Annotated in this window: 10 protein-coding genes and 1 riboswitch; of the genes, 2 read left to right on the top strand and 8 right to left on the bottom strand. The window is 52.9% G+C overall.

From position 1 onward, the window contains the following. The first annotated feature begins 71 nt into the window (after positions 1-71). Positions 72-2,081, top strand: coding sequence for a penicillin-binding transpeptidase domain-containing protein (locus tag KI215_RS04885; RefSeq protein ID WP_212774448.1), 2,010 nt, complete (start codon positions 72-74; stop codon positions 2,079-2,081). Between the two features lie 88 nt (positions 2,082-2,169). Continuing rightward, positions 2,170-3,054: a DUF1002 domain-containing protein gene (locus KI215_RS04880; protein WP_212774447.1), complete on the top strand. Its 885-nt coding sequence runs from the start codon at positions 2,170-2,172 to the stop codon at positions 3,052-3,054. Between the two features lie 369 nt (positions 3,055-3,423). Here the strand turns inward: KI215_RS04880 and sdhB are convergent, their stop codons facing one another. The 8 genes from sdhB to KI215_RS04840 form a co-directional block, all read right to left on the bottom strand. After that, positions 3,424-4,176, bottom strand: coding sequence for a succinate dehydrogenase iron-sulfur subunit (gene sdhB, locus KI215_RS04875; protein ID WP_212774446.1), 753 nt, complete (start codon positions 4,174-4,176; stop codon positions 3,424-3,426). Then, the gene (gene sdhA / locus KI215_RS04870) at positions 4,173-5,933 is read right to left on the bottom strand and encodes a succinate dehydrogenase flavoprotein subunit (RefSeq protein ID WP_212774445.1); all 1,761 of its coding nucleotides are present in this window, start codon (positions 5,931-5,933) and stop codon (positions 4,173-4,175) included. Before sdhA ends, sdhB begins: the two co-directional genes overlap by 4 nt. A gap of 16 nt (positions 5,934-5,949) precedes the next feature. Then, positions 5,950-6,600 carry a succinate dehydrogenase cytochrome b558 subunit gene (locus tag KI215_RS04865; protein ID WP_212774444.1) on the bottom strand — a complete coding sequence of 217 codons (651 nt, stop codon included), beginning with the start codon at positions 6,598-6,600 and terminating at the stop codon, positions 5,950-5,952. A 220-nt stretch (positions 6,601-6,820) separates the two neighbouring features. After that, entirely contained in the window at positions 6,821-7,912 is a 1,092-nt protein-coding gene (metX, locus tag KI215_RS04860) for a homoserine O-acetyltransferase MetX (RefSeq protein WP_246512200.1), read from the bottom strand. Between the two features lie 87 nt (positions 7,913-7,999). After that, a riboswitch (SAM riboswitch) is annotated at positions 8,000-8,139 on the bottom strand. Between the two features lie 62 nt (positions 8,140-8,201). After that, the gene (locus KI215_RS04855) at positions 8,202-9,218 is read right to left on the bottom strand and encodes an ABC transporter ATP-binding protein (protein WP_420830168.1); all 1,017 of its coding nucleotides are present in this window, start codon (positions 9,216-9,218) and stop codon (positions 8,202-8,204) included. 11 nt (positions 9,219-9,229) lie between these two features. Next, positions 9,230-10,147: an ABC transporter permease gene (locus KI215_RS04850; protein WP_212774441.1), complete on the bottom strand. Its 918-nt coding sequence runs from the start codon at positions 10,145-10,147 to the stop codon at positions 9,230-9,232. Position 10,148: 1 nt separating this feature from the next. Continuing rightward, positions 10,149-11,081 carry an ABC transporter permease gene (locus KI215_RS04845; RefSeq protein ID WP_212774440.1) on the bottom strand — a complete coding sequence of 311 codons (933 nt, stop codon included), beginning with the start codon at positions 11,079-11,081 and terminating at the stop codon, positions 10,149-10,151. A gap of 87 nt (positions 11,082-11,168) precedes the next feature. Next, positions 11,169-12,791: a peptide ABC transporter substrate-binding protein gene (locus KI215_RS04840; protein WP_212774439.1), complete on the bottom strand. Its 1,623-nt coding sequence runs from the start codon at positions 12,789-12,791 to the stop codon at positions 11,169-11,171. Positions 12,792-13,016 lie beyond the last annotated feature (225 nt).

Below are 13,016 nucleotides of genomic sequence, written 5' to 3'. Positions count from 1 at the left end.
CCAAGGGCGGTTCTATTCGGCCGCCCTTTCTCTTTCCTGATTTTCATCTGTCGGAGGTGAACAGTATACACATGCGTCGCAACATGTTTTCCGCCATCATTATTTGCATCCTTTTGTTCAGTTTCCTGTCCGGTTGCGAAACGGACCCGGGTCCCATGCCTGTGATGAAAAACTATCTATCATTGTGGGAACAAGGACATTATGAAAAAATGTACGACCTGCTGAGTGCCACATCCAAAAAGCGCATCAGCAAACAGGATTTCGTCAAGCAGCATCGTCAAGTAGCTTCCTCCATCGGTCAGACCAAGATTCAACTGAATCCTGCCAAGCCAAAAGGACACGTCATCCCCTTCCGGATGATCCGGTCCACCAAGATGTTCGGTGATCTGACATTTCAATCGGCAGCGCAATGGGTGAAGGAAGAAGAGAACGGATGGCGAATCAAGTGGACACCGTCTCTCCTTCTCCCCGGACTCGGTGAAAACGATCAGATCAAAATCGAGCGCACCAACGAAAATCTGAGAGGAGAGATCCACGACCGCAATGGTGAACCGCTCGCCATCAATCAAGTCAAATACCATGTGACGGTTCTTTCCAAACAAATCACGGACACCAAAACCAGGCAACAGCTGGCCCAACTATTGGGATTGAGCCCTGCCCAGTTGGCCGGGAAACTGAAGTCGAAGCAATCGAATCGAGTGGAAGTGGGCACGTTGGACCTGGAAGACCGCGGGAAAATATCGGCGTTGAAAGCGATCCCCGGTGTGGATATCCGTATGGAGAGTAAGCGTGTCTACCCGCAAAAAGAGGCAGCCGCCCATTTGATCGGTTACATACGCCCCATCTCCGCCGAACAGTTGAAGAAACTCAAAAACCAGGGATATGAGCAAGGCGACTGGATCGGTCTGCGCGGTTTGGAGCAAGTGTTGGAAGAACGTTTGCGTCCCCACCAGGGACATCGTTTGCTGATCGTCGATGCGAACGGGCAAGCGAAAAAAGTGTTGTCACAACGCCCGGGACAAGATGGCAAGAGCTTTCGTCTCACCATCGATGTGAACACACAACGCCAACTGTACAATGGTATACGGAAGGACAAAGGCGCCGCTGTCGCCATCAACCCGAAAACGGGCGAAGTGCTGGCCATGGTGAGCGCACCTTCCTACGATCCCAATATGTTCATCAACGGGTTTCCTGCTTCAGAATGGAAGCGGGTCAACGGCCCGACCATGCCGCTGATGAGCCGGTTCAAATACACCTACACGCCTGGTTCCACGATGAAAGGCATCGTGGCGGCCATCGGGTTGGATACGGGGAGAGTGAAGCCCAACACTACCTTTGATACTTCCGCTGGCAAATGGCAAAAGCCCGGTTGGGGCGATTTTTACATCACGCGGGTTGATAATCCGGGTGGTCCCATCGATCTGCGCAAAGGATTGGCTTGGTCCGACAACATCTATTTCGCGCGGGCAGGCTTGATGATCGGCACGCGCAACATGAACTTGTACTTGAAAAAGTTCGGCTTTGAAAAGGAGATCCCTTTCCCCTACCCGATCGAATCTTCTCAGATCGCCGCCAACGGCAAAATCGACAATGAGGTGCAATTGGCCAACAGTTCCTACGGACAGGCACAAATTGAAGTAAGTCCATTCCATATGGCCATGATGTACACGGCGTTTGCCAACAAAGGGAACATCATGCAACCTGTGTTGATCATGGATGAAAAACAGCCCGTGCAGCCCAAAGTGTGGAAAGCAAATATCATCAAGCCGCGAGTAGCTCAGCAAGTCAGTGATCTTTTGACTTCCGTCGTCAACGATCCCCACGGTACCGGCCACAGTTTGGCCGTTTCGGGGGTTCGCATCGCGGCCAAAACGGGGACGGCCGAATTGAAAAAAAGCAAGGACGACAAAAACGGTACGGAATACGGATGGTTGTGCACCATCACCGGCAAACCCGGAAAACAACCCGATCTTGTCACCACCATGTTTGTGGAGGATGTGAAGGATCGAGGCGGCAGCCATTATCTCCTGCCGATGATGAAAACATTTATCCAAAAACGTTATGCAACCGGAGGTTCTTGATGATTCCTTTCTATGTAAGATCATCCATGAGTGAAACATCTTCAGGGAAAACTACGTCTATATATAACGAGAAGGGGGTTTTTCGCACATGAAGAAAACTTGGCTGAGAAACATCGGCCTCGGCATTTTGAGTGTATTCTTATTCACTTTGTTTCTCCCCTCCGTCGCGTCTGCTGACGCCGTGGTGGGAGAGACAGTCGTCACGTTGGGACAAGACCTCACTCAGCAGGAGCGCCAAGCCATTCTCAATGAAATGAACGTACCCAATGACGTCAAGATCATTGAAGTCACCAATGCGGAAGAGCATCAATACCTCGGAAAATACTTGAGCAAAGCGACCATCGGTTCGCGGGCGCTCTCTTCCGCGAAAATCACGTTGACCGACGCCGGATCCGGTATCAAGGTGCAAACGCACAACATTACCACGATTACCAATGCGATGTACGCGAACGCCTTGATCACCGCAGGCGTCAAAGATGCGGACGTGTATGTCACCGCACCGAAACCGGTGTCGGGAACGGCCGGTCTGACTGGTATCCTCAAGGCGTTTGAAGCGGCCACCGGTACCAAGATCAGCGAAGAGCAAAAACAAGTTGCCAACGAGGAAATCGTGCGCACTGCGGACCTGGCCAAGCAGATCGGCAGTGAAAAAGCGACCCAATTCATGTTGAAATTGAAAGAAGAAGTGGCCAAACAACAACCGCAGACACCGGAGGAATTCCGCGACATCGTCGTCAATGTGGCTGGTGATCTCAACATCAACCTGACCAACCAACAGATCACCCAGCTCACCCAATTCACGCAAAACTTGTCCAATCTGAATATCAACTGGGACAACGTATCCAACCAGCTGAAAAACTTCCAGGATCAATTCCAGCAGGTTCTCAACTCCAAGGAAGCGCAAGGCTTCTTCGCCATGTTGGTTGATTGGTTCTGGAAATTGGTCGAATGGATCCAATCACAGTTCCGGTGAAACAAAACACCCCTTGACCCATACAGTCAAGGGGTGTTTTGCGTATTCCGGAGACTAGGGTGTCTGGACATTCAGTAAGAGAGCAATGTTGTTCCTAGGCGAGCGACCTACCAAGCCCCGGCCGAGCGCAGACCCGGAAAGCGCAGGATTGTAATCGCGGGCAATTTTCTCAAAGCGAAGCGTCATTTGCCCGCGCCCTGCGCTAATCGGGTCGGAGCGGTCACCATCTGCTTCCCTGCAGGGCGCAGGTGGAGCGAGCCGGGAAAGCAATGTGGACATTATTCTCCAGACAACGCCCTCATTGACCAAGAAGTTGAACCACCGCTCACCAAAGAAAACCACGGATCGAAATGATCCGTGGTTTTCTTGTTATACCGACAACCATTTGCGGAACAGCATTTTGGTTCCTTCACGGTTCATTTTTGCGATAGCGGTGGTCAATGGAATGCCTTTGGGGCAGGACTGCACGCAGTTTTGCGAGTTGCCGCATTCCTGCAATCCGCCTTCACCCATCAGCGCTTCCAAACGTTCATCCTTGTTCATCTCACCCGTCGGATGCGAGTTGAACAATGCCACCTGACCAGCCACGAACGGTCCCATAAACTTGGATTTGCTGTTGACGTTGGGGCACGCTTCCAAACAGACCCCACAGGTCATGCACTTGGACAGCTCGTACCGCCATTGGCGTACCGTTTCCGGAATGCGCGGACCCGGCCCCAGGTCGTAAGTACCGTCGATCGGGATCCACGCTTTCACCCGCTTCAATGCGTCAAACATGCGGCTCCGGTCCACGATCAGGTCACGAACGACCGGGAAGGTGCGCATCGGCTCAATCCGGATCGGTTGTTCCAGGTGATCGATCAAAGCGGTGCAGGCTTGTCGGGGACGCCCGTTGATCACCATGGAGCAGGCCCCGCACACTTCTTCCAAACAGTTGGATTCCCACACGACCGGTGTGGTTTCCTTGCCTTCAGCATTGACCGGGTTGCGCTGGATTTCCATCAACGCGGAAATGACGTTCATGTTTTTCCGGTACGGGATACGGAACTCTTCCTTATACGGTTTGGAATCAGGTCCGTCTTGCCGGGTGATGATCAGGTGTACGGTTTGTTGTTCACTCATTTCTTCGCCGCCTCCTCTTTCGCCACGTCATACCGGCGCGGACGCGGTTTGATCAACGAGATGTCAACCGGTTCGTATTCGAACGCCGGTCCGTCCTCGGTGAATTTGGCCTTGGTCGTTTTCAGCCACTCTTCGTCGTTCCGTTCCGGGAACTCGGGTTTGTAGTGAGCACCGCGGCTTTCATTTCGATGGTAAGCTCCCAGCGTAATCACCCGGGCCAATTGCAGCATGTTCCACAACTGGCGGGTAAAGGAGACGGCTTGGTTGCTCCATTTGCTGGTGTCGCTCATATTGATGTTTTGATAGCGTTCCATCAGCTCTTGAATTTTCTCGTCCGTTTTCAACAGGCGGTCATTGTACCGAACGACCGTCACGTTGTCGGTCATCCATTGACCCAGCTCCTGATGCAGTTTGTAGGCGTTTTCGGTGCCATCCATCTTGAGCAGCTGTTCGTATTTGGCTTCCTCGTCTTTGACAATGGATTCATACAGCGTGGACGGCAGGTCTTCCGCCGATTTTTCCAATCCGCGCACATACTCGATCGCTTTGGGTCCGGCCACCATGCCGCCGAAGATGCACGACAGTAGCGAGTTGGCTCCGAGACGGTTGGCGCCGTGGTATTGATATTCGCACTCGCCCGCGGCAAACAGCCCGGGGATGTTGGTCATCTGATTGTAGTCGACCCACAGTCCGCCCATCGAATAGTGCACTGCCGGGAAGATTTTCATCGGTACTTTACGCGGGTCTTCACCCATGAACTTCTCATAAATCTCGATGATACCACCCAATTTGATATCCAGCTCTTTGGGATCTTTGTGGGACAGATCAAGGTAAACCATGTTTTCCCCGTTGATCCCGAGCTTCATGTCCACGCAGACTTTGAAGATGGCTCGCGTGGCAATATCCCGCGGTACCAGGTTACCGTAAGCCGGGTACATTTCCTCAAGGAAGTACCACGGTTTGCCGTCTTTATAGGTCCAGACACGACCACCTTCTCCCCGCGCGGACTCGGACATCAAGCGCAATTTGTCATCGCCAGGGATCGCGGTCGGATGTACTTGGATGAACTCCCCGTTGGCGTAATAGGCACCTTGTTGATACACCGCACTGGCCGCCGAACCGGTGTTGATCATCGAGTTGGTCGATTTGCCGAAGATCATGCCCAAACCGCCCGTCGCCAAGATCACAGCGTCGGCCAGGAAGGCCTTGATCTCGTGACTACGCAGGTTTTGCGCCACAATCCCGCGGCAACGACCTTCATCGTCCAAGATCACCTTCAGAAATTCCCAATGCTCGTACTTGGTGACCCGGCCGGCCACTTCCCAGCGGCGAACTTGCTCGTCCAATGCATAGAGCAATTGTTGCCCCGTAGTCGCCCCGGCATAAGCGGTACGGTGGTGTTTGGTACCCCCGAATCGGCGGAAGTCGATCAATCCTTCCGGCGTTCGGTTGAACGGCACTCCCATACGGTCCATCAGGTAAATGATGCCCGGCGCTGCTTCACACATCGCTTTGACCGGGGGTTGGTTGGCCAAAAAGTCCCCGCCGTAGATCGTGTCGTCAAAGTGTTCCCACGGCGAGTCACCTTCCCCTTTGGTGTTGACCGCACCGTTGATCCCGCCCTGCGCACACACCGAGTGGGAACGTTTCACGGGCACAAGCGAAAACAACTCGACATTGGCACCCGCTTCCGCCGTCTTGATGGCGGCCATCAGACCGGCCAATCCGCCACCCACGATAATGATTTTCTCGTTCATTGAACACTGCCCCCTTTTAACGCTGCGCCAACTGGTTCAAAAACTCCGGATTGTGGAATGCGAACAGGGCACTGATGCCGATGTACGACACAACCACGAAAAGGGCCATGCACACCCAAGTGGATACATACTGTGCACGCGGTCCGACCGTAATGCCCCAGCTGACCAAAAACGACCAGATCCCGTTGCTGAAGTGGAAAACAGCAGCAACGACCCCGATCAAGTACAGTGCAAAATTGACGTCATTGCTGAGAATCTGGTGCATCATCACTGTCAACTCACGCGACGTCAAATCATGCAAGGCTACCTGAACCCTCGTTTCCCATACATGCCATCCCACGAAAATCAGTGTGATGATGCCGGTCACGCGTTGCAACATAAACATGTAGTTACGGAACGTGCCGTGATTCACAACGTTATTTTTCGCCTGGAACGCGATGTGCAGACCATACAGCGCATGGTACAACAAAGGCAGGTAGATGAACACCGTTTCCAGAGCGAGCAGGAACGGCAGATGCCAGATCCACTCCACCTTTTCTTGGAAAACGGCGGGGCCTCTGGTCGCAAAATAGTTCGTCAACAAGTGCTCGACCAAAAAAAAGCCCACCGGAATGACACCCAGCAACGAGTGCAGCCGACGGTTGAAGAAACTACTGTGATTGCTCATCTTGCGCCCTCCAATAACCCCTTGTAAATTGACTTTGATAGTGCGATCAAGCCGTGATGTCAACCCGCTTCCCAAACGTTTCGACAAGTGTGGCGAAATGCCTTGGACTGGATCTAATGCGGTCCAGTGGATAGAAAGGGGTTTCAACTTTGTGAACAACCTTATTGTACTCCCAATTGTTCGACAGCGTCAAGGAAAGGGGTAGCTTCTCCCCGGAATGCTACCCCTCCAAAAATTCCCGGATTACCGGTCCCATCTTTTCGTATTCGATCAAAAATGCATCATGTCCGTACGGGGATCGTAATTCCCACAGCTGTGCATCTTTTCCCTGCTCCCGTAATTCCCGGTACAGTGTTCGTTGCTCCTCAATTTGAAACAACCGATCCTCCTCAATGCCGATGATCAACGCACGGGAGCGAATCTTCGACAGCGCGGCCGCCATTCCGCCGCGCCCCCTGCCCACATCATGCGTGTCCATCGCTTTGAGCAGACACAAATAACTGTTGGCATCAAACCGGTTAACCAGTTTTTCTCCCTGATAACGCAGATAGCTTTCCACCTGAAATGTCGCGTCCCGGGACCATTCCGGTACATTGGTCTGCAGCCGGCGTTGGAACCGCTGATGGAACAACGTGTCCGTTCGGTAGGTAACCATTCCGACCATCCTGGCGATAGCCAAACCTTTTTTCGGCCCCGGTCCCGGGTAGTAATCGCCTCCCTGCCAGTCCGGATCGGACATGATGGCTTGGCGCCCGATATCGTTGTAGGCGATGGCCATGGGGGACAACGCGGCTGTGGTGGCGATGGGGATCAAATTCTCCACCGCTTCAGGGTATAAGATGCCCCATTCCAGTACCTGCATTCCCCCCATGGAACCGCCGACGATGGTATGAACCCGATCGATGCCCATTTTCTGAAGGGTACGATACTGCACGTGGACCATATCCCGAATGGTGACCGGGGGAAAACTCGAACCATAAGGCCGCCCCGTGGCCGGATTGATGGATGACGGACCCGTACTTCCATTACAGCCGCCAAGTACATTGGTGGTGACGACAAAATAGCGGTTGGTATCGATGTAGCGACCGGGCCCGATCAACCCGTCCCACCAGCCGGGGTCCCGTTCATCCCCGACGGCATGCGCATCTCCTGTCAACGCGTGACAAACCAATACCACGTTGTCCCGGTCCACCGACAGTTTTCCCACCGTCTCCACCGCAATGTGCACATCCTGCAGTGTTTCCCCGCATTCCAACGCTACCGGCCCCACGGCCACCGTTTTCTTTGTCACCGTATCGACGCTGGTTACCACGCGTTTTCTCTCCTTTTTTAAAAGGAAACACCCTCTTCGATCAGAAGAGGGTGTCGTCTGCTCCCATGCCATCGCAGTCCGTCCCCCTTCTCATCTCTCAGAACCTGTCGGTTCTGCAGGAATTGGCACCATTCCCCGCCGTTTGATGTGTGTTTTTGGTGCACACAGGTAAACGGGGTGGTTGCCGGGCTTCATCGGGCCAGTCCCTCCGCCGCTCTGGATAAGAAGGTGTTTCCTGATATTCGTATTTGAAGCTTATGATACGATGGATCGAAATTTCTGTCAATGTTTACTTGGACGAAATGCGCACGATCGGTTCATGCGAGACGGACGGTGCTTCTGGGTGTTCCAGCCAGCAACTAACGCGATGCGTCTGGGATACCTCACTCACCTCGGGCATCTCGTCGTTGCAAATATACATCGTGTACGGACAACGATCGGCAAACGGGCAACCTTTGGGCGGATCGAACAGATCCGGCGGGGACCCGGGGATTGGCTTCAACTCCTGCTTCCGATCCAAATCCAGCCGAGGCATAGAAGCCAACAACCCCCAGGTGTATGGATGACGTGGCCTGTAGAAGATCTCTTCCACCGTTCCCGTCTCCACCACCTTGCCTCCGTACATCACCGCCACGCGTTGCGCCATTTCCGCCACCACACCCAAATCGTGGGTGATCAGAATGACAGCGGTGTCCGTTTTCTTTTGCAGTTCCTTCAGCAGTTCGATGATCTGTGCTTGGATGGTCACGTCCAATGCCGTGGTCGGCTCATCTGCGATCAAAATCTTCGGATTGCAGGCCAATGCGATGGCGATCATGGCTCGTTGCCGCATCCCGCCGCTGAATTCGTGAGGATAATTGTTGATCCGTGTCTCGGGGCTGGGAATGCCCACTAAACGCAACATTTCCACTGCGCGTTGGCGCGCTTCGGAAGGGGAAATGCGCTGGTGCCAAATCAGCCCCTCCATGATCTGCTTACCCACTGTCATCGTCGGGTTGAGCGATGTCATCGGGTCCTGAAAGATCATCCCGATCTCGGAGCCGCGTACCTGGAACATCTCTTTTTCCGTCAACTTCAACAGATTTTTCCCGTCAAAAAGAATTTCACCGCTCTTGATTTTGCCGGGCGGAGAAGGAATCAAGCGCATAATCGCCTGTGCAGTGACGCTTTTGCCACTGCCCGACTCCCCGACAATGGCCAATGCTTCTCCCTTTTCCAACGTCAGGTTGACACCCCGGACCGCTTGTACTTCTCCTGCATAGGTGTGAAACGACACATGCAAATCGCGAATCTCCAACAATGCCACGTTGATCCACCTCATTTCCGCATCTTGGGATCGAGCGCGTCACGCAGACCGTCACCGAACACGTTGAAGGCCAACATCGTCAAGCTGAGGAAAAAGGCAGGGAAAAACAGCCGCCACCAATCTTCCGAAAAGATGACGACCAACGAATCGTTGATCATCGTCCCCCAACTGGCTTGCGGGGCCTGCACGCCCAACCCCAGAAAGCTGAGAAAGGCTTCAGCGAAAATGGCATTGGGCACCGTAAACGTCAGCATGACGATGATGGGTCCCATGGCGTTGGGAATCAAATGTTTGAACAGGAGGCGCTTGGTATCGGCTCCCAGGGTACGTGCCGCCAACACGAACTCCTGTTGTTTCAGCTGCAGCACTTGACCCCGTACCAACCGTGCCATATTGAGCCATCCCGTCGCAGTCAGTGCAATGATGATGGTGCCCAAACCCGGCTCCAGCACGACCAATAGCAACACGACGGTGAGCAGATACGGCAATCCCCACAAAATGTCCACGATCCGCATCATCACTTCGTCCACCTTGCCACCGCGATAACCGGCAATGCCACCGTACAGCACGCCAATGCACAAGTCGATCAAGGCTGCGGCCAGTCCGATCTCCAGTGAAATGCGCCCACCGTACCAGGTGCGGACAAAGACATCTCTCCCCAGATCATCGGTACCAAACCAGTGTTCGCCCGAAGGCGCCATGTTTTTTCCGTCCAAATCCTGCTCATAGTACGAATAAGAAGATAAATGCGGACCAATGATCGACATCACCGCAAGCAAAATGATCGTCACCAGTCCGGCTATCGCCAGTTTGTTCTGTTTCAGCCGCCGCCAGACGTCCTGGGTATAGGTGATGCTGGGCCGCTTGATCGTTTCCGCCTCTTGGGACCGTTTGGGAACACGTTCGAATCGTTGTGCCGGAATCGCCATCTCAGTTCGCCTCCTTGTGTCCGACTTTGATCCGCGGATCAATCCAACCGTAAATCAAGTCGACGAGAAAGTTCATTAAGATGAGAAAGGCGGAATAGAAGATCGTGATCCCCATGATCACCGGGTAATCACGGTTGGTCACGCTGTCGACAAAGTATTTCCCGATGCCGGGGATGGAGAAGATCTTCTCGATGACGAAACTGCCGGTCAAAATACCCGCAGTCAGCGGCCCCATGATGGTCACAACCGGCAAGATGGCATTGCGCAAAGTATGGTGGATAATGACACGTCTAGGGGACAATCCTTTGGAGCGGGCTGTTCGGATGTAATCCTGATTCAACACCTCCAGCATGCTGGAACGCATCAGCCGTGTGACCATCGCCAACGGCAGTACGGCCAACGCGATCGTCGGCATGATGCTGTATTCAAACCCCTCCCAGGTTGCGATCGGGAGCAGTTCCCACTCCAGACCCAGATATTTTTGCAAAATTGGTGCCATGACGAAGCTGGGAATCGACACACCCAATACAGCGATCACGGTGGCCGTATAATCCGGGATGCGATTCTGCCGGAGCGCGGCAATCGCCCCCAACGTCAAACCAAGGATCAGCGACAAGATGATCGCTTGCACCCCCAACTGGGCGGATGCGGGAAATCCTTCGCTGATAATTTCGTTGACCGTGCGGGTGGTGTATTTGATCGAGGGACCGAGATCCATCATCACCAGGTTTTTCATATAGTAGAGATACTGCTCCGGGTACGACTTGTCCAAATGATACGCCGCCTTGAGATTTTTCAGGGTTTCCGGTGGCAATTTTTTCTCACCGGTGAACGGATCGCCCGGCACTGCCAGCATCATCATGAATGTCAACGTGGCGATCAACCACAGGGAAATCAACATCATCACAAAGCGTTGTCCCAGATAGCGAAGCATGCGTCCACCACCTCTACCGTTCTAAATGAAAAGAATAGGAAGGCCACCCATTGCAGGTGACCCTCCGGACTGTGGTCCCTATCCGGTTTATTTTTCGGTCAGATAGGTATCCAGGAAATTGAACTGGCCATCCATCTCCTGATAGAAGCCTTTGACGTAATCTTTGATCTGGTAGACTCTCGTGTAGTTGTAAATCGGAGTAACCGGAATATCCCGAGCGAGCATCTCTTCCGCCTTGTGCATCGCTTCCATCCGCACTTTCTGATCGTCCGTCGATTTTGCCTGCTTGATCAACGCATCATATTGCGGGTTGCTGTATTTGGCGTGATTGTTGCCGCCACCGGTCACCCACAGATCGATGAACGTCATCGGGTCGATGTAGTCTGGGTACCAACCGTAACGGGCGACCTGGAAGTTGCCTTGAGTCAGGTTATCCAGGAACACTTTCCACTCCATGTTGGCCAGCTTCACGTTGACACCCAGATTTTGCTTCCACATTTGCTGGACCGCTTCGGCGATCTTTTTGTGCCCATCATTAGTGTTGTACGAGATGGTGATCTCCGGCAGTTTCGAGATGCCCGCTTCCTTCATACCTTCCTGCAGCAGCTTTTTGGCTTCGGCCGGATTGGCTTTGGGTTGGATGTACGGGTCATGGGTTTGGACCCACTCCTTGTTTTGCGCAAAGTCCGGGATGCCCCACGGTACCCAACCGGTGGCCGGCGTTTGTCCCTGACCGAGGACATCCTTCACGATCGCTTCCCGGTCGATGGCCAAAGAGAAGGCTTTGCGGATTTTCACGTTGTCAAACGGTTTTTTCTTGGTGTTGAACACGTAAAAATACATGGATGGATCTTTGTTGACCTTCGCCTTTTTCTCTTTGATCAGTTTCGGTGCCAAATCGTTGGGCACGTTTCGGTTGATGTCCAGGGATCCGGAGACATACATCTGGTACTCGGTCTGTTCTTCCCCGACAAACGGGAAGTTGATCTGGCTCAGTTTGATGCGTTTGGCGTTCCAGTAATTCGGGTTTTTCACAATCTCCACTTTTTTATCATGCACCCACGTTTTGAGCAGGAACGGTCCGTTGCTGACGTAGGTTTTAGCATTCGTTCCCCAATTCGGGTCCTTTTCCACTACTTTTTTGTTCACCGGAAAAAACGGATAAAATGAGGTAAGCGTCACGAAATACGGTACCGGCGCTTCCAAAGTCACTTCCAGTGTTTTGTCATCCAGTGCCTTGACGCCCACATCCTCCGCTTTGGCTTTACCGGAATTGTACGCTTCCCCGTTTTTCAGATAAAACAGCTGATAGGCGTACTCAGCCGCATTTTTCGGATCGAGCAGGCGCTTCCAAGCAAATTCGAAGTCATGGGCGGTCACCGGATCACCGTTGGACCATTTGGCGTCCCGGAGGTGAAAGACGATTTTCTTCCCGCCGTCCATGACATCCCAATTGGTGGCCATACCCGGCTCCACTTTACCGTTCTTGTCGACACGAACCAGCCCTTCCATGATATGACGAAGAATCAAACCCGACTGATCGTCCGTGGCTTTTAACGGGTCGAGCGCAGGTGGTTCGCTGACGATGTAACCTACGTTAAGTACCTGTTTTTCCGCCATGGCGTTGCTGTCGCCCTTACCGCAAGCAGCCAGCAACACCATGCTGAGTACCATGAGGATTGCGGTTGTTGTTGCCACCCATCTTTTCATAGACAGACCCCCTTGAATCTTGCAATCTCGAACGGATCACCCGTTCCGATTAGGATGGATAACAAGAAAACAATGAACAACCTGTCCGCACCTGGGCGAATGACCTATACTGTCCCTTTAACTATATTCCGTCTCAATAGAAAAAATCCTTCATCTCTACCCAATTTTCAATTTATTTCACAAATGAATACATCCCAACGAAAGTAGAAACCGGATAGGTCGAGT

The organism is Polycladomyces abyssicola, from assembly GCF_018326425.1.
In the GTDB taxonomy this organism is placed as follows: Bacteria; Bacillota; Bacilli; order Thermoactinomycetales; family JIR-001; genus Polycladomyces; species Polycladomyces abyssicola.
Note: the sequence above shows the minus strand (reverse complement) of the source record. Positions and strands in the feature narration are given on the sequence as shown.

Bases quoted from the DNA above. Each gene is read 5' to 3' on its own strand.
- KI215_RS04885 (WP_212774448.1), top strand. From the start codon at position 72: ATGCGTCGCAACATGTTTTCCGCCATCATTATTTGCATCCTTTTGTTC.
- KI215_RS04880 (WP_212774447.1), top strand. From the start codon at position 2,170: ATGAAGAAAACTTGGCTGAGAAACATCGGCCTCGGCATTTTGAGTGTA.
- sdhB (WP_212774446.1), bottom strand. From the start codon at position 4,176: ATGAGTGAACAACAAACCGTACACCTGATCATCACCCGGCAAGACGGA.
- sdhA (WP_212774445.1), bottom strand. From the start codon at position 5,933: ATGAACGAGAAAATCATTATCGTGGGTGGCGGATTGGCCGGTCTGATG.
- KI215_RS04865 (WP_212774444.1), bottom strand. From the start codon at position 6,600: ATGAGCAATCACAGTAGTTTCTTCAACCGTCGGCTGCACTCGTTGCTG.
- KI215_RS04850 (WP_212774441.1), bottom strand. From the start codon at position 10,147: ATGGCGATTCCGGCACAACGATTCGAACGTGTTCCCAAACGGTCCCAA.
- KI215_RS04845 (WP_212774440.1), bottom strand. From the start codon at position 11,081: ATGCTTCGCTATCTGGGACAACGCTTTGTGATGATGTTGATTTCCCTG.
- KI215_RS04840 (WP_212774439.1), bottom strand. From the start codon at position 12,791: ATGAAAAGATGGGTGGCAACAACAACCGCAATCCTCATGGTACTCAGC.